A 19,022-nucleotide genomic window follows, 5' to 3' on the forward strand; every position below is an offset into this window, starting at 1 on the left:
GCCGGAGGCCGTGGCTCGGGGGCGGCTGGCCGTGCGGGACGTGGCTGGGTGTCGTCCGGGCCTGGGGCGGGTGGCTGTGGGGTGTCTCGGGCCGGAGGCCGTGGCTCGGGGGCGGCTGGCCGTGCGGGACGTGGCTGGGTGTCGTCCGGGCCTGGGGCGGGTGGCTGTGGGGTGTCTCGGGCCGGGGGTCGTGGTCGGCGGGCGGCCGGTCGTGAGGGCCGGGAGCGTGGGGGGTCGGCATTCACCACGGCTATCAGCGTGCGCGTGTGCTGTGGTGACGGCGCGCTTTCGGCCCACCCGATCGGGTAATCACACCGCCGCTCGGACGCCCCGCGCCTCGGTCAGGCGCCCGGCGCCTGCCGCTGGGCCCGGCTCACGTCGTACACACCGGCCACGTTGCGCATCGCGCGCATGAGGACGGGCAGGTGGGCGGCGTCCGGCAGTTGCACGGTGTAGGTGTGCCGCACCTGCTGGCGGTCCGGGGGTTCGACGGTCGCGGAGACGATCTCGGCGCCTTCGAGGGCCATGGCCTCGGTGAGGTCCGCGAGCAGATGCGGACGGACGAAGGACTCCGCGACCAGCGTGACCCGGCACTCGGCGCCCTCCCCCCAGCGCACGCCGACCTCCGCGCGCCCCGCGCTCTTCATGCGCGCCACCCCGGCGCACTCGACCCGGTGCACGGTGACCGCTCCCCCGCGCACGGCGAAACCGGTCACCTCGTCGGGCGGTACGGGCGTACAGCAGCCGGCGAGCCGTACGGTCGCGCCGGCCCGGTCGGCCAGAACCCGGGCGGCCGTGGGACGGCCGGGGGCCGGGGCGTCCGGAGCCGGTGACGGGACGGGGTCGTCGGTGAGGGGCCGGGCGGCCTCCTCCGGTACGGCCCCGGACGCCTCGTCCTGTGCGGGGTGGGCGGTCAGCCACCGCTGGATGGCGATGCGCGCGGCGGGGGTGTGGGCGTGCTCCAGCCACTCCCTGGAGGGCTCGGAGGCCGCGTCCTGCCCCATCAGCAACTGAACGGTGTCGCCGTCCTTGAGGACGGTGCTCAGTGTCGCCAGCCGGCCGTTGACCCTGGCCCCGATGCACGCGTGGGCGTCCTCGCCGTACTGCGCGTAGGCGGCGTCCACACAGGTCGCCCCCTCGGGCAGGCCCAGTGTGCCCCCGTCGGGGCGGAACACGGTGATCTCACGGTCCTGGGCGAGGTCCTCGCGCAGGGTGGACCAGAAGGTGTCGGGGTCGGGCGCGGCCCGCTGCCAGTCGAGCAGCCGGGAGAGCCAGCCGGGCCGGGTGGGGTCGACGCGTTCGCCGTCGCTCGCGGACTGCTCCTCCGGCGGTGCGGCGTAGGGGTTGCCGAGGGCGACGACCCCGGCCTCGGCGACCTTGTGCATCTGGTGGGTGCGGATGAGGACCTCGACGACCTGTCCGTCCGTACCGGCCACTGCGGTGTGCAGCGACTGGTACAGGTTGAACTTCGGTACGGCGATGAAGTCCTTGAACTCCGAGACCACGGGCGTCATGCAGGTGTGCAGCTCGCCCAGGACGCCGTAGCAGTCGGCGTCCTCGTTCACCAGCACCAGCAGACGGCCGAAGTCGGCGCCGCGCAGTGCACCGCGTCTGCGGGACACGCGGTGCACGGAGACGAAGTGACGCGGGCGGATGAGGACTTCGGCGGTGATGTCGGCCTCGCGGAGCACCTTGCGCACGTCGTCGGCGACTTCGGCGAGCGGGTCGTCCGCGCGGGCGGCGTTGCGGACGATCAACTCGCGTGTGTGCTCGTACTCCTCGGGGTGGAGGATCGCGAAGACCAGGTCCTCCAGTTCCGTCTTGAGCGCCTGGACGCCGAGCCGTTCGGCGAGCGGGATCAGGACGTCACGTGTCACCTTGGCGATGCGTTCCTGTTTCTCGGGACGCATCACGCCGAGGGTGCGCATGTTGTGCAGCCGGTCGGCGAGTTTGATCGACATCACACGGACGTCGTTGCCGGTGGCGACGAGCATCTTGCGGAAGGTCTCGGGCTCGGCGGCGGCGCCGTAGTCGACCTTCTCCAGCTTGGTGACGCCGTCGACGAGGTAGCGGACCTCCTCGCCGAACTGCTCGCCCACCTGATCCAGCGTCACCTCCGTGTCCTCGACGGTGTCGTGGAGCAGGGAGGCGGTCAACGTCGTGGTCTCGGCACCGAGTTCGGCGAGGATCAGGGTCACCGCGAGCGGGTGCGTGATGTACGGCTCGCCGCTCTTGCGCATCTGGCCGCGATGGGAGGACTCGGCCAACAGGTAGGCACGGCGCAGGGGTTCGAGATCGGCGTCGGGATGGTGGGCGCGGTGGGCGTCCACCACGTGTCCGATGGCGTCGGGGAGCCGGTCGCGGGCGGCGGGGCCGAGCAGCGCGGCACGGCCCAGCCGGCGCAGGTCGAGCCGGGGGCGGGACTTCCTGCGCGACCCCGTGGGTGTGACGTGACCAGATGTCACAGGGCCTGGGGTCGCAGGGTTCACGGCCTCCGCGTTCATGGGCACCTCCGGCTGCGTGGACCGGCGGACGGCGTGCCCCAGGGCGGACTCGGGCTCGGGAGACGGCGTTCGCCCCCCCGTCCGGGCCGGTGCTTGATGCTACCGAGCCGGACCCCCTCCGGCTGACCGCCTCCGGCCGAGCGTGAAACGGATCACCCCATCGAGGGAAGGTCGACCGGAGGTCCTTTTCACGCCATCGGGCCGGAGTCCTCCATGATCTTGAAGGCGAGTGCTCTTCCGGCCCTGCGGATGTTTCCGTCCGGCAGGACGGAAGCTGCGATACCGAGCCGGCGCTCCGGTCAGCGCAGGGCGTTCTCCAGCCACTCGGGCTCGATCACGCCCTCGGCGACGATCACCGCCGGACCGGTCATCTCGATCTCGCCGTCGGGCCGTTCGGTGATCACGAGGGTGCCGCCGGGCACATCGACGGTGTACGTCGCGGGGGCGCCGGTGACCTTCGGGTCGGCGCCGTCGCGGCGGGCGGTGGCCACGGCGACCGCGCACGCGCCCGTGCCGCAGGAGCGGGTCTCGCCGGAGCCGCGCTCGTGCACCCGCAGCGCCACGTGCCGCGGGCCGCGGTCGACGACGAACTCCACGTTCACGCCGTCCGGGTAGGCGGCGGCCGGGCTGAAGGGGGGCGGGGTGTACAGGTCGCCCGCGTGGGCGAGGTCGTCCACGAAGGCCACGGCGTGCGGGTTGCCCATGTTCACGTTCCGCGCGGGCCAGCTCCGCCCGCCGACGGTCACGGTGACGTCACCCTCGGGGAGCAGTGCCCGGCCCATTCCGACCGTGATGTCACCCGCGGCGGAGCCGCCGCCGGACGCGGTCTTGGCGATGTGTACGGTCTTCACTCCCCCGCGCGTGGCGATCGCGGTGTCTCCCGCGGACACGTGTCCGGCGCGCTGGAGGTAGCGCGCGAACACCCGCACTCCGTTGCCGCACATCTCCGCGATCGATCCGTCGCCGTTGCGGTAGTCCATGAACCACTCGGCCTCGGCGGCCATGGCCCGCGCCTCGGGGTGGGCCGCGGACCGCACCACGTGCAGCAGTCCGTCGCCGCCGATGCCCGCGCGGCGGTCGCACAGGGCGGCGACGGCGGCCGGGGACAGGTCGATGGCGTTCTCGGGGTCCGGGACGATCACGAAGTCGTTCTCCGTGCCGTGGCCCTTGAGGAAGGCGATCCGCGTGCTCATTCCTCGATCGTACGAGAACACCCTGTCGGGGGGCGTCGGAGGGAGGTGGGGCGGCTGGTCGATCCCGTGCGGGCCCGGTGGGAGTTGACCGCGCCCACGCGGCGGAGCCGCACATCGATACGGCCCCGCACCCCTTCGGGGCGCTCTCAGCGGAGCCTGGCCACCCGCCAGACCGCCAGGGCCACCACCGCGGCGACCATCACGGCGTAGGCGGTCACCACCCGCCAGTCGGGTCTGCGTCCGGAGCCCCGGGCCGGCAGGCCCGGCCAGGTGGAGCCCACCCTGCGGGCGGCCATCATGCCCCAGCCGGCCGCGCAGGAGCAGATCAGCAGCCCCAGCATGGCGATCACGGCGCCGCTGTCTCCGAAGTCGAAGGCGAGCGGGAAGGCGAACATCAGGGAGCCGACCGCGGCCAGCCCGACGATCGGCGCGAGCTGCCAGATGCGCAGCCGGCGCTGCGGGCGCAGCTCGACCTCGACCTCGTCACCGCCCGCGAACATCTCGTCCGGCTCGGGGCCGTCGTCGGTCACACCGCCCTGCGTCTCGTCCGGTCCGTCCGGACTGAGGCGGTCGGTCGTCTCCTGCTCCGGGGCACCCCGCTCGGTGGTGAGGTGTTCGGTGCCGTGTGCGGTGTCGCGAGGGCCGGCCTCCATCGCCACGCGCCCTCCCAACTAGGACTCCACTGGTCGATCGAAGCTCGATGATGGCACGGCGTCACAGGCCCGGATGACGGCCTGGGCGTCCCGATGCCAGGACGTGATCAGGCTGTAACCGGTCGTTCGACCAACGACAACGCGAGCTGCGGAAGTTCCGTCAGGTCCGCCGCGGCCCCACTCAACCAGTGCACCCGGGGATCGCGCCTGAACCATGAATCCTGACGGCGCGCGAAGCGCTTGGTGGCACGAACGGTCTCGGACCGCGCCTCTTCGAGGGTGCACTCCCCGGCGAGCGCCGCGAGCACCTGCTGGTAGCCGAGCGCGCGCGACGCCGTACGCCCCTGGCGCAACCCCTGCGCCTCCAGTGCGCGCACTTCCTCCACGAGGCCGGCCTCCCACATCCGGTCGACCCGGCGGGCGATCCGCTCGTCCAGCTCGGGGCGGGCCACGTCGACGCCGATCTGGAGGGTGTCGTAGACCGAGTCGTGGCCGGGGAGGTTGGCCGTGAAGGGTCTTCCGGTGATCTCGATGACCTCGAGCGCGCGGACGATACGGCGGCCGTTGCTCGGCAGGATCGCCCGCGCGGCCTCCGGATCCGACACGGCGAGGCGCGCGTGCAGCGCCCCCGGGCCGCGCAGCGTGAGCTCCTCCTCCAGGCGGGCCCTGACCTCGGGGTCGGTGCCGGGGAACTCCAGGTTGTCGACGGCGCCGCGGACGTAGAGGCCGGAACCGCCGACGAGGACGGGCCAGCGTCCCTCGGCGAGCAGCGCGTCGATCCGCTCCCGGGCCAGCCGCTGGTACTCGGCGACGGACGCGGTGACGGTGACGTCCCAGATGTCGAGCAGGTGGTGCGGGACGCCGCCGCGCTCCTCGGGCGTCAGCTTGGCGGTGCCGATGTCCATCCCCCGGTAGAGCTGCATGGAGTCGGCGTTGACGACTTCGCCGCCGAGCCGCCGGGCCAGGAATACGCCCAGATCGGACTTTCCGGCCGCGGTGGGACCGACGACGGCGATGACGCGGGGGGCGAGGGGTGCGCTGCTCACTGATCCAGTCTCGCAAACCTCCCGTCCGGCTCTCGAACGGGTTACGTGACGCGACGGTCGCCGGGTCGTTGCCCGTTGCGAGGTTCCTGCCGCCGGATCACAGGGGCGGCGGCCCGGGTCACACGAACGGACGCACCGGGCAACGCGGGATTTCGCCCGCACGAGTAACGTATGGAGTGGATATGGGCGTTTTTGCACGGCTTTTTCGGAGGTCGAAGGCCACGGAGGAGACGCGGACCGCCGAGGTCCGGGCCGGCGAAGCGGCGGCCGGGGCCGACGCGGAGAGCGCGGCCGGGGCCGCGGAGCCGAAGGGGTCGGCCGAGGCGCCGGAGACCACCGGGCCGGCGGAGAACGAGGCCGGCGAGGTCACCGGCACCGACACCGTCGAGATCCCCAAGCAGCAGTCCGCCGAGGCGGCCGGCAGCGAGACCGGTGAGGGCGCCCGCACGTAGACGGCCGCGAGGGAAGGTACATCATGGGTCTCCTGGACAATCTGAAGGCCAGACTCGGCCCGGCCAAGGACAAGGTCTCCGACCTCGCGCACCAGCACGAGGACAGGATCCAGCACGGCCTGGACAAAGCAGCGCGGACTGTCGACGAGCGGACCAAGGGCAAGTACAGCGACCGCATCCAGACGGGTACGGGCAAGGCCAAGGGCGCCGTGGACCGACTCGCGCACAAGAACGACCCCGGCTCGGGCGCGGGCGGCACGACCACGCCGCCGGCCGGGCCGCCGCCCACTTCCTGAGCGGCACACCGGCGGACGGCCGCGGAGCGCACCGAGAGCTCCCGGCCGTCCGCCGCGTTCTCCTGGCGGCAGCCCGCCTCCACCCGAGCAGCCACGCGGCGGCCGACCCCGTAGGAAGCCCTCTCCTGGAGCAGCGCGCCTTCCGGGTCCGGGCTCCCGGCGATGGCCGCCTACACCCAGGTGGCCACCAGGTAGCCGACTCCATAGGGGGCGTCCTCGTGGAGCAGCGTGCCTTCCAGGTTCGGGTTTCCGGTCGCCGCGCCGGCGAGTACCTGCCAGGGGGCCCGGCCGGAGACCTTCAGTTCGTGGGCCAGTTCGGTGTCCAGCGCTCGCAGCGCTCCGGTGTCGGCCGTGCCCAGTGCGCGTGCGAGTTCCGCGTCGAAGGGGGCCGCGCGCTCGTCGAGGTAGCCGGGTGCCTTCAGTGTGCGGCAGGCGCTGGCGTCGCCCATCACCAGCAGCGCGACCCGCTCCGCCCGGCCGGCGAGGGCCTCCCCCGCCTCGGCGCACCGCTCGGCCGTGAGGGACTCCCCCACGGCCAGTCCCTCCACGGGGGCGTCCGCCCATCCGGTGCGGTCCAGCAGCCAGGCACCCACGGCCAGCCCGTACGGGAGTTCCCGCCCGGGTGCGCCCTCGCCCTGTCCCAGCCGTACGTCCAGGCCGACACCGAAGCCCCGGAAGGATCCCGGGGTGCCCTCCGGATAGGTCTCGGGCCCGGCACCGTCCCCCGGTCCGACGACCACGAGCAGATCGGGCCGGGCGGCGGCGAGCACGCCCAGCGCGTCCGTGCACGCGGCCCGCGCGGTGTCCAGTTCGGGGGCGGCCCCTGTGGCGACCTCCGGCACGAGCAGTGGCGGGCACGGGCAGACTGCGGCGGCGACAAGCATGATCAACAGCCTACTGCGGCGGCCCGGAACGGCGCCCCCGCCTCACGGGCCGTCCGTGCTCCGGACGCGTACCGCAGGCGGTGGGTGACCGGTCCGCCCTTGATCTCCACGTAGTACGTGGTGGTGCGCGTCGTGCGGCTCCTCCACGACGACCCGATGAACCATGCGTCCCCCCGTCACGGTCCGGTCAGTCGACGGCGCAGCCCCCGGTGACCGCCGGCAGCGGCTCGGGGACACCCACCTTGGGCAGGCCGAGCAGCACGCCCGCGGGCCGCGCCGCCTTCTCGGTGTTCCGCTTCTCCCAGGCGTCCCCCGCGCGGGTGCGGCGCACATCGAGCACCGCGCCCTCGGCGAGGAGGTGGTGCGGGGCGGCGTAGGTGATCTCGACGGTGACCACGTCGCCGGGGCGCACCTCCTGCTCCGGCTTGGTGAAGTGCACCAGGCGGCTGTCGGGGGCGCGGCCGGAGAGGCGGTGGGTGGTGCCGTCCTTGCGGCCCTCGCCCTCGGCGACCATCAGCTCCAGGGTGCGTCCGACCTGCTTCTTGTTCTCCTCCCAGGAGATCTCCTCCTGGAGGGCGACGAGACGCTCGTAGCGCTCCTGGACGACCTTCTTGGGGATCTGGCCGTCCATCTCGGCGGCCGGGGTGCCGGGCCGCTTGGAGTACTGGAAGGTGAACGCCTGCGCGAAGCGGGCCTCGCGCACCACGTGCAGGGTCTGCTCGAAGTCCTCCTCGGTCTCGCCGGGGAAGCCCACGATGATGTCGGTGCTGATCGCCGCGTGCGGGATGGCGGCGCGGACCTTCTCGATGATCCCGAGGTAGCGCTCCTGCCGGTAGGAGCGGCGCATCGCCTTCAGCACCGGGTCGGAGCCGGACTGCAGGGGCATGTGGAGCTGCGGCATGACGTTCGGCGTCTCGGCCATGGCGGCGATGACGTCGTCGGTGAAGTCGCGCGGGTGCGGCGAGGTGAAGCGGACGCGCTCCAGGCCGTCGATCTTCCCGCAGGCCCGCAGCAGCTTGCTGAACGCCTCGCGGTCGCCGATGTCGGACCCGTACGCGTTGACGTTCTGGCCGAGCAGGGTGATCTCGGAGACGCCCTCGGCGACCAGGGCCTCGATCTCGGCGAGGATGTCGCCGGGGCGGCGGTCCTTCTCCTTGCCGCGCAGCGCCGGGACGATGCAGAAGGTGCAGGTGTTGTTGCAGCCGACGGAGATGGACACCCAGGCCGCGTAGGCGCTCTCGCGCCGGGTGGGCAGCGTGGAGGGGAACGCCTCCAGCGACTCGGCGATCTCGACCTGCGCCTCCTCCTGCACGCGGGCGCGCTCCAGGAGGACGGGCAGCTTGCCGATGTTGTGCGTGCCGAAGACGACGTCGACCCAGGGGGCACGCTTCACGATGGTGTCGCGGTCCTTCTGCGCGAGGCAGCCGCCGACCGCGATCTGCATGCCGGGGCGGCTCGCCTTCTTCGGGGCGAGGTGGCCGAGGTTGCCGTACAGCTTGTTGTCGGCGTTCTCCCGGACGGCGCAGGTGTTGAAGACGACGACGTCCGCGTCGCCGTCGGAGCCCTCGGGGGCGCGGACGTAACCCGCGTCCTCCAGCAGCCCGGACAATCGCTCGGAGTCGTGGACGTTCATCTGGCACCCGTAGGTGCGTACTTCGTAGGTGCGCGTGCCGCCCACTGACTGGCTCCGGTCGATGCTGCTCATGCCCCTAAGGGTAGGCGGTGCCGCGGACCGCCTCCGCCGCGTGGGCAACTCCCTGCCAGGCAGCTTCCTGGCCTGGCCGGATGCGGACAGCGGGGGTGGCGTGATGGTTCTCTCTTAGCAGCGGCCGGAAAGCACGAGGAACGCGGACCGGCCCGGGGGAGCTGAAGGCACCACTGGCTCCATGCGCACCGTCGCAACGGCACTGGCTTACGCATGGAATGGAGACCAGCATGATCCGTACCAACCGTTGTACCGCGGCCACCGTCCTCACCACCGCCGTCCTGGCGACCCTCGCCTGGGCGGTGCCCGCCCAGGCCGCCGGCGCGGCCGGGCGGGAGGCGATGGCCACCACCCAGGACTTCACCTGGCCCACCCCGCTCGGCGACCGGCCCGACGACTTCACCTGGCCCGCCCCGCCCGTCGACCGGCCCGACGACTTCACCTGGCCCGCCCCGCCCGTCGACCGGCCCGACGACTTCACCTGGCCCGCCCCGCCGGTCCGGCCGTGACCGCCCTGCCGGGCGGGGCGCCGGACGCCGCGTCTCAGATCCACTGCCGGCGAGCCGCCTGCACGCCCGCCTCGAACCTGCTGGAGGCGCCGAGCCGGTCCATCAGCTCGGCCATGATCCGCCGCTCCGTGCGCACCCCGATCCCGAGCGTCCGCGCCACCGCCTCGTCGGTGAGGCCCGTGGCCAGGAGCTGGAGCAGTTTGCGCTCCTGCGCGGTGAGCCCGTGGGCGTCGTCCTTGACGGAGGACTCCTGATGGAACGGGGTCGCGTGCTCCCAGTACGCCTCGAACAGCGCCCGCATGGCGAGCACCACGGGCGGGTTGCTGAACAGCAGCGCCGAGGGGCCCGTCTGACCGGGCAGTCCCGCCACCACCGCGGTGGTGGTGTCGACGATCAGCAGGCGCATCGGCAGGGTCGGGGCCGTACGGATCTCGCTGTCGTGGTCGGCCATCCACTGGGCGTGTTCCCTGGTCACCCGGTCGTTGGTGATGCTGTCGAGGTAGATCGAACGGAACCGGACCCCGCGGGCGAGCGCCCGTTCGTTCAGCGGGCGGGCCGCCTCGATCGACTCCGCGGTGAGTCCGCCCACGGGGTGGAACGCCAGGGCCTCGTGCCGGCACCCCTCGGCCAGGGCCTCCAGGCGGATGCGGATGTCGTCGACGTCGTCGAGCTCCTCGGTGCCGTCGGGACCGGACCGGCTCGACGCCGTGTACTCGGCGGCGAGCGCGGCCAGCGCGGCCCGGTTCTGCTCGATGCGCTGCTGCCGGTAGGCCAGTTCGTCCTGTTCCCGCTGGAGCAGGACCTTCAGGCCCAGCGACGGGTTCACCGCGCGCAGCGCTCCGGGCGAGTCCCGGGACGGGGCGAGGAGGGACAGCTCGGACAGCTGGGCGAGTGCCTCCTCCACCTCTCCGGCGGCGATGCCGAGGAGGGCGGCGAGTCTGGCCGGATCGTGTTCCTTGTGGAACAGGATCGCGCGGTAGACGGCAAGCGTTCGCTGATCGAGTGGAGATGCGTCTTCCACGTGGTGTTTCCCCCTTGAACCACATGTCCGGACCGGGCGCCACACCGGGCCGGACGTCTGCGGCGCGGCACGGGGGAGGCACCGCACGCCCGGCGAAGCATCCCCCGTAGATCCTTCACGTTCTCGCCACGCTACCTGCTCAGGAGTTCCGGTGTCGCACACAGTCGCGTTTGTCGTCCCTCCGTTGAACGGCTGTGTCGTGCTCGTCATGGACGCGACCACCGGCGTCGGCCGCAGTGTGGCCACCCGGCTGAGCGCGGCGGGCGCGGCGGTGGCGGTGGTCGGCGCGGGTCATCCGGGACGCGACGACGACGCGGCCACCAACGCGGCGTTCCTCTGCAAGGAACTGGCCGATATCGGACTGGTCGCGCTTCCCTACCAGGTGGACGTCACACGGCCGGAGACGTTGCGCGCCCTGCCCCGTCAGATCGCCGGCGACCTCGGCCCGGTGGCCGCGTGCGTCGTGGTGATCCCGTCGGGTCCCGGCAGCGGGGACCTGGCCCGGGACTTCCGCGCCGTCTCGGCCGTCGTCGCGGCGGCCCTGCCGGCCGGGGCCGAGCACATCGAGATCGACCCGGAGCACGACGGCGCCGGTCACGAGCGGGCTGCGCAGTCGGTCGCGGACCGGCTGATCGAACGGTTCGCCCGCTCGCACGAGAGTCATTGACGGTCCCAGTGGCCGACGGTCCGCCACACACGGCACGCAGGCCCTGGGGCCTGGTTTCCACGAGTCCTTCTCACCGTTCGTCCGCACGGGGGTTCAGCATGTCGATACGGGTAGTCGTCGCAGGTGATCACCAACTCGTCCTGGAGGCCTTCGCCGAGACGCTCAACGGCGTCGACGGACTGGAGGTGGTCGGGCTGGCCACGTCGTGCGACGCCGTGCTGCCGGCGGTGGAGCGGCACCGGCCCACCGTCCTGCTGCTCGGCGAGTCCACCATGGCCGGCAGGGCTCTGCGCACCGCCACCGACGTACGCAGTCACCACCCCAAGTGCGGGGTCGCGCTGATGGTGGGGGCGGCCACGCCGTCGGTGGTGGACCGGGCGGTGGCGGCCGGCGCGCTCGGTGTCGTACCGAAGAACGCCCGGCTGCCCCAGCTGGTGACGACGCTGATGGGGGTGGCGGGCGGCTGTCTGACCGTCGACCCCTCGCTGCTGCGGCCGGTGGCGGTCGGGGAGACGATGCTGAGCGTGCGGGAGGTGGACGTGCTGCGGCTGACGGCCGGCGGGGCGACCGTGAAGGAGATCGCGGGAGAGCTGTACCTGGCGGCGGGCACGGTACGCAATCTGACGTCGGCGGCCATCAAGAAGCTCGGGGGGCGCAACCGGTTCGACGCGGCGCGCATCGCCGGGGAACACGGGCTGTTGTGAGCGGACGCGCGCCTGCCCCGGCACGGTGGGTGCCGGGGCGGGGCGGGATGGTGCGCCTGCTCGTCACGCCCGTACGGGCACGGGCGCGAGGGGTGTACGGGATCGTGCGGGACTCACTTCTCCAGGCAGAACTCGTCGATCGGGTAGCCGACATGGCGGTCGGCGGTCGGCAGGTGCCCGAGGATCGTGTCGCCCGGCTTGAGTTCGGTGGAGTTGAGGACCACGGCGTCCGGACCGAGGACCCGTACGTGCCAGTCGTCCTGGAGGATCAGGTTGACGGTCTGTCCGCTCGGGGCCACCGCGTCGATGGAGATGAGCGGGCGGGTCTCTATCTTGACCCGGCCGACGCTGACCGGCCGGGTGCGGCCCTTGGTGTCGACGGCCAGCACCTTGCTGCCGGCGTGGAGTTCGCTCAGGTAGTGGGTGCGTCCGCCCTGCGAGACGGTGTACGAGTGCAGGGCGCCGGCGTTGACCCGGAACGGGCGGGTCGGCATGTACGGCAGCGGGTGGGTCTCGCTGACGCACAGCACCATGCCCTTGGAGTGCGAACCGACCAGGATGCCCTCGTCCTTGCGGAAGTGGGTCGTGGTGTCGACGCAGGCCCGTTCGCCCATGCCGATGTGGGTGGTGTGGGTGACGGTCAGCTCCACCAGGTCGATCTCGCCGCCGCGGGCGCTGGCGGCGGTGCGCAGCGCGGTGGCGTCACCGACCGTGTTGGCCCGCATCAGCACGCCGTCCGAGCCGAGTTCGAGGACGCCGTAGACGATCTCGGCCTCCTCGGTGTTGGAGGCGGTGGTGATGATGGAGCCGGGGGCGCCGGTGGCCGCCGCGATCACGATCTCGAGCGGGATCTTGGTGGGGTCGCGGAAGTCGAGGACGCTCCACGGTTCCAGCCGTGCCGCGAGGCAGGCGTCCTCGAGCGTGTCGGCGTCGACGATCTCCACGTACCGCCCGAACTCGACGTCCGGGTGGGCCTCCTGGAGCGCGGCGCGCTCCTCCCGGGGGCCCGGCACGACCACCAGGTCGGCGGCGCCGAGGTCGGCGGGGACGGCGTCGGTGCCGTCCTCGAAGAGCAGGACCTTGCGGACGGTGGGCGGCAGGCCGGCGAAGGCGGCCGGGTCGGCGGCGACGATGCCGTCGATGCGCTGGTGCAGGGCCTCTTCGAGGACGGCTTCGGTGGCGTTGCCGGCGCCGCGGATGTCAAGCCAGCACAGTTTTGCGTCCGTCATGGTGCGGACCTCCTGTCGGATGTGAAAGGTCGGAGAGGTGGCGGGTGTTCTCGGGGAAGGCGCCGGACGCCGCCGGGGGCGCCGGGTCGTCCAGGTGGTCGGGGGTCAGCCGTTCGTCCCGGTGGGCGCCGGCCCCGGCGGGGAAGGCGACCGCGCCGAAGTGCTGCTCCGGGAAGTGGTGGATCAGTCGGGCCACCTTGGCGGCGAGCCGCCGGGGATCGGCGGCCCGGAAGATGTTGCGGCCCATCGCCACCCCGCCCGCGCCGCCGGCCAGGGCGTCGCGGACATAGGCGAGGACGTCCTCCTCGATGGGCATCGCGGGACCGCCCGCGACCAGCACCGGCACCGGACAGGCCGCGGTCAGGTCGAGCATCTCCGCGGTCGAGCCGAGGAAGACGGTCTTGACCAGGTCCGCGCCCAGGTCGGAGGCGACGGTGACGGCGTGCGCCACCAGTTGCGGGTCGCGCGGGTCGGTGACCCGCGGGCCGCGCGGGTACACCATGGCGAGCAGCGGCAGGTTCCACCGGTCGCAGGCGTCGGCGATCCGTCCGAGGTCGCCGATCTGCTGCCGTTCGTCGTCCGAGCCGACGTTGACGTGGACGCTCACCGCGTCCGCGCCGAGCCGGAGCGCCTCCTCGACCTCGGTCACCACGTACTTGGCGTCGGGGTCGTGCGCCCGGCTGGTGGACGCGTTGAGATGGATGATCAGCGACATCGCGGCGAACCGCTCCGGGCTGATGTGGCGGACGCTGCCCTTGTGCACGACGACCGCGTCCGCGCCGCCGGCGGCGAGCTGTCCGGCGAGCTGGTCGAGGGTCGTGCCGCGGGGCACCACGGGCCCGTCGCTGATCGAGTGGTCGAGAGGGGTGATCATCAGGCCGGCCGTGCTGTGGCGGTAGAGCCGCCGCAGCCGCAGTGACCTGGCGAAATGCCCGAATCCGGTCATGGGGTGCCCTTTCTGTTGCGCGGATCGGTGCGCCGGCGGGCGTGGTGTCCGGGCGGGCCGTCCACCTCGGCGCCGGGGTCGGGTGGGCCGGTGCCGCGCGTCCCGGCGGCGGGCGGGGGTGCCGCGCGCACCGGTGCGGTCGCACCGCGCAGCCGGGTCCGGTCGGGTTTGCCGGACGGGGTGAGCGGCAGTTCGGGCCAGACGGAGACGCTGACCGGGGCGTGCTCCGGGGTGAGCGTCGCCGCGACGTAGCCCCGCAGGTCGCAGGAGGTGTGCCCGGCGCCCGAGTGCAGTTCGACGGCGGCGTGCACCTGCTCCACGAGGTCCTCGTCCCGGACGCCGAACACCGCGGCCTGGCGCACCTGGGGGTGCCGGAGCAGCGCGGCCTCGATGGCGGCCGGGTCGAGCTTGAGGCCGCCGTGCTTGATGACGTCGCCCACCCGTCCGTCCAGCCGCAGATAGCCGTACGGGTCCCAGTGCCCGAGGTCGCCGGTGCGCAGCCAGCCGTCGCGGTACGTGCCGGCGGTCAGCTCCGCGTCGTCCAGGTAACCGGCGGACACCGTCGGCGAGTCGATCCAGATCTCGCCGCTCTGCCCGCGCCCCAGCGGGGTGCCGGTGCCGGGCGCGCGGATCTCCACCCGCACCCAGGGGAAGGGCCGGCCGACCGAGCCGAGCAGTTCGGGCTCCCGGTGGTCCAGCGGGGTGAGGCTGCTGATGCCGCCGGCCTCCGTGGTGCCGTACACCTGGATCAGTACGTCGCCGAAGAGCCGTACCGCGTCGCGGACCCGTTCGGGGGCGGCCGGGGTGCCGCTGTAGGTGATGCGGCGCAGCGAGGACAGGTCGTACGAGGTGACCAGCGGGTGGTCGAGCAGCCGGTACAGGTGCGGTACGGCCAGGTAGGCGTCGGTGACCCGGTGTTCGGCGATGGCCGCCAGGGTGGCGTCGGCGTCGAACTCGTCGTGGAGCACCACCGTGCCGCCTCCGCACAGCACGGCGTCGGCCATCGGCGCGGTCGTGTGGCTGACCGGGGTGACGGAGAGCAGTGTGGCCGGGCCCCGTGGGTCGAGTCCGTCGGCGAGGCGTCGGACGAGGTGTTCGCGGGTGCCGTGGCGCTGCGCGACCATCTTGGGCCGGCCGGTGCTGCCGCTGGTGAAGTCGACGACGGCCAGGTCGTCGGGCCGGGGCGGCCCGGCCGGCGGTGCGGTGCCGGGCCCGTCCGCCGTGCGCGGGATCGCCCGCACGGTGAGTCCGGGCCGGCGGCGGGCCAGCCATCTGCCGCGGGCCGCGCTCTCCTCGTCCTCCTCGTCCACCAGCAGCAGCGGCACCGCGAGGTCCCGCAGCAGTTCGGTCTGGGTGGCGAGGGAGAAGGTCTCGGTGTCCGTGCGCGGGTTCATCGAGCGGACGTACACCGAGGTCGCGCCGAGCAGGTGCACGGCGTAGCGGGCGCTGAGCATCAGCGGGTGGTTGGGGCCGGTCAGGATGGCCACCGTGGTGCCGGGGCCGACCCGCAGGGAGCGCAGCAGGGCGGCGCTGCCCAGGAGGGACGCGCGCAGCTCCCCCGCCGTCACGGCCGCGTCGGGCCGGTGCACGACGACCCGGGTGGGGTCGCGTTCCAGTGCGGCGAGCAGCCGGCGGGCGTAGGGGTGTGCGAGGGTTCCGGTGGTGGTCATGGTCCTCCTTTCTTTCTGTCGGAACTCATCGGAATTCCTTCGGGAGATCAGGCGATCTTCATCTGCGCCATCATTCCCATGGCGCTGTGGTCGATCATGTGGCAGTGATACGGATAGACACCTCGGTGCGAATCGAAGGTGAGCTGGAGTTTCGCCGTCTGTCCGGGAAAGAGCAGCACGGTGTCCTTCCATCCGGTCTCGGCCGGATACGGCGGCTGCCCGTCGCGTTCGAGAATGCGGAACTGCACCAGGTGTGTATGGAAATTGTGCGGAACGGTGGCGCTCCTGTTGGTGACCGTCCACACCTCGGTGCTGCCCCACTCGACGTGGGTGTCGATGCGGTCCGGGTCGAAGGTCCTGCCGTTGATGTACGCCCGGTGGCCTCCGGTGCCCGGCTCGTCCATGTTCAGTTCGAAGGTGCGCTCGACGGTGGGCTTCGGCAGGGGCGGCAGCGTGGCGAGGGCGTCCGGGACCCGGCTGCGGTCGGGGGTCCGCTCACCGATGTCGAACCGCATGACCTGGCCGACGAGTTCGGTGGGGCCGGGGCCCAGCATGTTGGCGAGGGTGAGTCGCGTCCCGGGCGCGTACTTCGAGAAGTCGACGACGAAGTCGATGCGTTCACCGGGCGACAGGACCAGCACCGGTGTCTCGGCGGGGGCGGCGAGCAGCCCGCCGTCGGTGCCGATCTGCTGGACGGGGTGCTGGGTGGCCGAGCCGTCCGACAGGGCCAGGACGAAGATGCGCAGGTTGCACGAGTTGACCAGCCGGAAGCGGTACTTGCGGGCCTCGACCCCCAGGTACGGCCAGGGCCGGCCGTTGACCAGGATCGTCGTGCGGTTCTGCGCGTCGTCCATCGTGTAGACCATGGCGGCGGCGTCGTCGAAGTCCGCGTCGCGCAGGACCAGGGGGATGTCGTACTTCCCGGAGGGCAGCCCGAGCCGGTCCTCGTCGGGGTCGCGCAGCAGGTACAGCCCGGACAGTCCCCGGTAGACGTGCTCGGACTCCATGTGGTGGGCGTGGTCGTGCATCCACAGGGTGGCGCCGGGCTGCCGGTTCTCGTACACGTAGGTGCGCCTGCGTCCCGGCGCGATCGTGTCCATCATGCCGCCGTCGTGCTCCACCGGGTTGTTGCCGCCGTGCAGGTGCACCGATGTCGGCATGTCCAGCGCGTTGACGTGCCGGACCACCGTCCTGCGGCCGGTGCGGGCGCGGATGGTGGGGCCGGTGAAGGAGCCGTTGTACGTCAGGACGTCGGTGCGGGTGCCGGGCAGGATCTCGGCGCTCGTGCGGCGCATGGTGATCCGGTAGTAGTCGGCGTGTCCGGTTCTGCGGTACGGGGCCAGCACCGGCGGCACGGTCAGCGGCACCGCGAACGGTTCGGCCGCCGGGGCCGCCGTCGCGGCGACGGGGACGGTGGCCGGCCCGTCCGCGGTGAGCGTCCTGAACAGCCCGCCCGCCGCGCCGACCGCCCCGACGGCGCCGGTGGTCATACCGAGACGTATCGCATGTCGACGAGTGAGCACGGGAATGTCCTTCTGTCGTTGGGGCGGTGGCCGTTGAATTCCTGTTCCGAGCATGCGCTCCGGGCGTCGATTGTCCGAGCGGAGACGGTCCGCCCCTGTCATGTGTCACGCATTCCATGACCTCGGTCACGAACGGGAATGGTGACTGTCATGCGGTGCGGCCGGCCGGGGCGGAGAGGTTGTAGCGGGCGTCAGAGTGGATTTCGTCGAGTTCTTCCAGCGAATCCCTCTGACGGAGGCCCTGATGATTCCCGTGTCCACGGAGAAACCGCCCGAGTTCGCGGCCCGCGCGCTGCGTACGGACGTGCGGATCACGTTCGACGACACCGCGGACACGGCGGTGCTGCGCGGCCCCGAGAGCTCACTCGTGCTGCGCCCGGTGCGCGGCGGCCTGCGCACCGTACTGCGCCGGCTGGCCGGGGGCCCGGTGCCGTACGAGGAGCTGTACGAGGGGTTCGGCGGCGCCGCGCGGGAGCGGGCCGACGCCGCGCTGGCGCGGGCCGGCCACCTGCTGGCGTACAGCGTGCTCACGCACGACGAGCCGCCGCTGCGGCGGGAGTTGGTGCGGCTGGAGCCGACTGCCCGGGACGCCCGGCACCGTACGGCGGCCGTGCCCGCCGACGCGCGGGTCCGTCTGTCGCGGTTCGCCCTCTGCCGTACGCGCGGGGGCGTGCTCGTACTGGAGTCACCGCTGGTGAAGTTCCGGGCCGTGCTCGCCGACCGGGCCGCCCGTGAACTCGCCGCCGCGCTGGGGCAGCCGGGGCCGGCGGTCCGGGCCGGTGAGGGCACCGGGCTGAGCGAGGCGGAGACGCTCACGGTCCTGGCCCATCTCGTCGGCACCGGCTTCGTCGAACTCGCCGCCCCGGACGGCACCTTCGCGTCCGACACCGAGCCGGTGCTGCGCCAGTGGGACTTCCACGACCTGCTGTTCCACTCGCGCGTCCGGTCCGGCCGCTTCGACGAGACCTTCGGCGCGGCCTACCCGTACCGGGGCCAGATCGACCCGCTGCCCGCCGTGAAGCCGGCGCCGGACGGCCCCGTGACGGAGCTGCACCGCCCCCGGCGTGCGGACATCGACGCCCGTGACCCGTCCCTGACCGCCGCCGTCGAGGGCCGCCGCTCCCACCGCGTCTTCGGTGAGCGGGCGTTGACGGCGCGCGAGCTGGGCGAGTTCCTGTACCGGGTGCAGCGGGTGCGCGTCCACCACACGCCCGGTCCCGGCGAGGACGAGGTGGTCTCGCGGCCCTATCCGGCCGGGGGCTCGCTCCACGAACTGGAGCTGTACGTCACGGTGCTGCGCTGCGAGGGACTCGCACCGGGCGTCTACCACTACGACTCGTACGCGCACCGCCTGGTCCTCGTCAGCGGGGCGGAGGACGACCGGCGGGCGCTGCTGGGCGTGGCGTCACGGTCCGTCGGGTTCGACGTGCGCCCCGATGTGCTCTTCACGGTGACCTCGCGGTTCCAGCGCATGGCGTGGAAGTACCGGGCGATGGCGTACGCGACGACGCTGCGGCACACCGGTGTGCTCTACCAGACCATGTACCTGGTCGCGACGGCGATGGGCCTGGCGCCCTGCGGGCTGGGCAACGGCGACGCCGATCTGTCCGCCCGCGTGCTGGGCCTGGACTACCTGCGGGAGTCCTCGGTCGGCGACTTCCTGCTGGGCACGCCGGCGCCCGGGTCCGCGATGCCCGCCGAGCCGGGCGAGGAATGGCACATGGTGAACAGCCCCGAATGGGCACTTCCGGTGGCCCCCGACGAAAAGCCGGGCACCGGGGAAACGTCATCCGGGCCGTGATAAATGTCAGCCGACGCCCGCAGGGGGTGGCGCACGGGTGAGTGGCCGAGCAATATGGATGTCACAGCCGGACGGAAAAGGAAAAACATTCCGGAAGGCGGCCGGGAATCATCCCGGAGCACGATTCCTCGGGAATTCCGTTCAGGGAAATCCCGATTCGACGAAAGGACCATGACATGACCGCCAAGGACATCAGGAACGACGCCGACACCGCGTTCG

The 19,022-nt window shown here is 72.4% G+C and carries 17 protein-coding genes; 6 read left to right on the forward strand and 11 right to left on the reverse strand.

The window, feature by feature from the left end; all coding sequences use genetic code 11:
- Positions 1-341: 341 nt before the first annotated feature.
- The 4 genes from ACFV5H_RS10300 to miaA form a co-directional block, all read right to left on the reverse strand.
- The gene (locus ACFV5H_RS10300; protein WP_385045912.1) at positions 342-2,504 is read right to left on the reverse strand and encodes a RelA/SpoT family protein; all 2,163 of its coding nucleotides are present in this window, start codon (positions 2,502-2,504) and stop codon (positions 342-344) included.
- Positions 2,505-2,803: 299 nt separating this feature from the next.
- On the reverse strand, positions 2,804-3,697 hold the full coding sequence (dapF, locus tag ACFV5H_RS10305) for a diaminopimelate epimerase (protein ID WP_385045914.1): 894 nt from the start codon (positions 3,695-3,697) through the stop codon (positions 2,804-2,806).
- 146 nt (positions 3,698-3,843) lie between these two features.
- Complete coding sequence (locus tag ACFV5H_RS10310; protein WP_383459273.1) at positions 3,844-4,350, reverse strand: hypothetical protein; 507 nt, start codon at positions 4,348-4,350, stop codon at positions 3,844-3,846.
- 107 nt (positions 4,351-4,457) lie between these two features.
- Entirely contained in the window at positions 4,458-5,396 is a 939-nt protein-coding gene (miaA, locus tag ACFV5H_RS10315) for a tRNA (adenosine(37)-N6)-dimethylallyltransferase MiaA (RefSeq protein ID WP_385193964.1), read from the reverse strand.
- 182 nt (positions 5,397-5,578) lie between these two features.
- On the opposite strand from miaA, the gene ACFV5H_RS10320 reads away from it, so the two are divergent.
- Both ACFV5H_RS10320 and ACFV5H_RS10325 read left to right on the forward strand, forming a co-directional pair.
- Positions 5,579-5,848, forward strand: a complete 270-nt coding sequence (locus tag ACFV5H_RS10320) for a hypothetical protein (protein ID WP_385045919.1) — start codon at positions 5,579-5,581, stop codon at positions 5,846-5,848.
- 23 nt (positions 5,849-5,871) lie between these two features.
- Positions 5,872-6,144 carry an antitoxin gene (locus ACFV5H_RS10325; RefSeq protein WP_385045922.1) on the forward strand — a complete coding sequence of 91 codons (273 nt, stop codon included), beginning with the start codon at positions 5,872-5,874 and terminating at the stop codon, positions 6,142-6,144.
- A gap of 170 nt (positions 6,145-6,314) precedes the next feature.
- Here the strand turns inward: ACFV5H_RS10325 and ACFV5H_RS10330 are convergent, their stop codons facing one another.
- Positions 6,315-7,028 (reverse strand): class III extradiol dioxygenase subunit B-like domain-containing protein, encoded by a 714-nt coding sequence (locus ACFV5H_RS10330; protein ID WP_385045925.1) that lies wholly within the window; start codon positions 7,026-7,028, stop codon positions 6,315-6,317.
- 187 nt (positions 7,029-7,215) lie between these two features.
- Positions 7,216-8,733: a tRNA (N6-isopentenyl adenosine(37)-C2)-methylthiotransferase MiaB gene (miaB, locus tag ACFV5H_RS10335; RefSeq protein ID WP_344567085.1), complete on the reverse strand. Its 1,518-nt coding sequence runs from the start codon at positions 8,731-8,733 to the stop codon at positions 7,216-7,218.
- A gap of 230 nt (positions 8,734-8,963) precedes the next feature.
- Between miaB and ACFV5H_RS10340 the strand changes: the two genes are divergently transcribed.
- On the forward strand, positions 8,964-9,242 hold the full coding sequence (locus ACFV5H_RS10340) for a hypothetical protein (RefSeq protein ID WP_385045928.1): 279 nt from the start codon (positions 8,964-8,966) through the stop codon (positions 9,240-9,242).
- A gap of 34 nt (positions 9,243-9,276) precedes the next feature.
- On the opposite strand, the gene ACFV5H_RS10345 is transcribed toward ACFV5H_RS10340, so the two are convergent.
- Entirely contained in the window at positions 9,277-10,263 is a 987-nt protein-coding gene (locus tag ACFV5H_RS10345) for a LuxR C-terminal-related transcriptional regulator (RefSeq protein ID WP_385045931.1), read from the reverse strand.
- A 208-nt stretch (positions 10,264-10,471) separates the two neighbouring features.
- On the opposite strand from ACFV5H_RS10345, the gene ACFV5H_RS10350 reads away from it, so the two are divergent.
- A complete protein-coding gene (locus ACFV5H_RS10350) occupies positions 10,472-10,930 on the forward strand; it encodes a hypothetical protein (RefSeq protein WP_385045933.1) in 459 nt (152 codons plus the stop codon).
- A gap of 98 nt (positions 10,931-11,028) precedes the next feature.
- On the forward strand, positions 11,029-11,634 hold the full coding sequence (locus ACFV5H_RS10355; protein WP_385193967.1) for a response regulator transcription factor: 606 nt from the start codon (positions 11,029-11,031) through the stop codon (positions 11,632-11,634).
- Positions 11,635-11,747: 113 nt separating this feature from the next.
- Here the strand turns inward: ACFV5H_RS10355 and ACFV5H_RS10360 are convergent, their stop codons facing one another.
- The 4 genes from ACFV5H_RS10360 to ACFV5H_RS10375 are packed head-to-tail and all read right to left on the reverse strand — an operon-like array spanning position 11,748 to position 17,002.
- Positions 11,748-12,863: a 3-dehydroquinate synthase II family protein gene (locus tag ACFV5H_RS10360; RefSeq protein ID WP_385045939.1), complete on the reverse strand. Its 1,116-nt coding sequence runs from the start codon at positions 12,861-12,863 to the stop codon at positions 11,748-11,750.
- Complete coding sequence (locus ACFV5H_RS10365) at positions 12,835-13,809, reverse strand: 2-amino-3,7-dideoxy-D-threo-hept-6-ulosonate synthase (protein WP_385193969.1); 975 nt, start codon at positions 13,807-13,809, stop codon at positions 12,835-12,837. Before ACFV5H_RS10365 ends, ACFV5H_RS10360 begins: the two co-directional genes overlap by 29 nt.
- Positions 13,806-15,479, reverse strand: coding sequence for a class I adenylate-forming enzyme family protein (locus ACFV5H_RS10370; RefSeq protein ID WP_385045945.1), 1,674 nt, complete (start codon positions 15,477-15,479; stop codon positions 13,806-13,808). The genes ACFV5H_RS10365 and ACFV5H_RS10370 overlap by 4 nt, the downstream gene beginning before the upstream one ends.
- Positions 15,480-15,526: 47 nt before the next feature.
- The gene (locus tag ACFV5H_RS10375; RefSeq protein WP_385193972.1) at positions 15,527-17,002 is read right to left on the reverse strand and encodes a multicopper oxidase family protein; all 1,476 of its coding nucleotides are present in this window, start codon (positions 17,000-17,002) and stop codon (positions 15,527-15,529) included.
- Positions 17,003-17,246: 244 nt separating this feature from the next.
- On the opposite strand from ACFV5H_RS10375, the gene ACFV5H_RS10380 reads away from it, so the two are divergent.
- Positions 17,247-18,803, forward strand: coding sequence for a SagB family peptide dehydrogenase (locus ACFV5H_RS10380; protein WP_385193974.1), 1,557 nt, complete (start codon positions 17,247-17,249; stop codon positions 18,801-18,803).
- Positions 18,804-19,022: the final 219 nt, after the last annotated feature.

This window comes from Streptomyces sp. NPDC059787, from assembly GCF_042732315.1.
Classification (GTDB): Bacteria; Actinomycetota; Actinomycetes; order Streptomycetales; family Streptomycetaceae; genus Streptomyces; species Streptomyces atrovirens.

Bases quoted from the DNA above. Each gene is read 5' to 3' on its own strand.
- ACFV5H_RS10365 (WP_385193969.1), bottom strand. From the start codon at position 13,809: ATGACCGGATTCGGGCATTTCGCCAGGTCACTGCGGCTGCGGCGGCTC.
- ACFV5H_RS10380 (WP_385193974.1), top strand. From the start codon at position 17,247: ATGATTCCCGTGTCCACGGAGAAACCGCCCGAGTTCGCGGCCCGCGCG.
- ACFV5H_RS10340 (WP_385045928.1), top strand. From the start codon at position 8,964: ATGATCCGTACCAACCGTTGTACCGCGGCCACCGTCCTCACCACCGCC.
- ACFV5H_RS10300 (WP_385045912.1), bottom strand. From the start codon at position 2,504: ATGAACGCGGAGGCCGTGAACCCTGCGACCCCAGGCCCTGTGACATCT.
- dapF (WP_385045914.1), bottom strand. From the start codon at position 3,697: ATGAGCACGCGGATCGCCTTCCTCAAGGGCCACGGCACGGAGAACGAC.
- ACFV5H_RS10370 (WP_385045945.1), bottom strand. From the start codon at position 15,479: ATGACCACCACCGGAACCCTCGCACACCCCTACGCCCGCCGGCTGCTC.
- ACFV5H_RS10350 (WP_385045933.1), top strand. From the start codon at position 10,472: ATGGACGCGACCACCGGCGTCGGCCGCAGTGTGGCCACCCGGCTGAGC.
- ACFV5H_RS10360 (WP_385045939.1), bottom strand. From the start codon at position 12,863: ATGACGGACGCAAAACTGTGCTGGCTTGACATCCGCGGCGCCGGCAAC.
- ACFV5H_RS10310 (WP_383459273.1), bottom strand. From the start codon at position 4,350: ATGGAGGCCGGCCCTCGCGACACCGCACACGGCACCGAACACCTCACC.
- miaB (WP_344567085.1), bottom strand. From the start codon at position 8,733: ATGAGCAGCATCGACCGGAGCCAGTCAGTGGGCGGCACGCGCACCTAC.
- ACFV5H_RS10355 (WP_385193967.1), top strand. From the start codon at position 11,029: ATGTCGATACGGGTAGTCGTCGCAGGTGATCACCAACTCGTCCTGGAG.
- ACFV5H_RS10325 (WP_385045922.1), top strand. From the start codon at position 5,872: ATGGGTCTCCTGGACAATCTGAAGGCCAGACTCGGCCCGGCCAAGGAC.
- ACFV5H_RS10320 (WP_385045919.1), top strand. From the start codon at position 5,579: ATGGGCGTTTTTGCACGGCTTTTTCGGAGGTCGAAGGCCACGGAGGAG.
- ACFV5H_RS10330 (WP_385045925.1), bottom strand. From the start codon at position 7,028: ATGCTTGTCGCCGCCGCAGTCTGCCCGTGCCCGCCACTGCTCGTGCCG.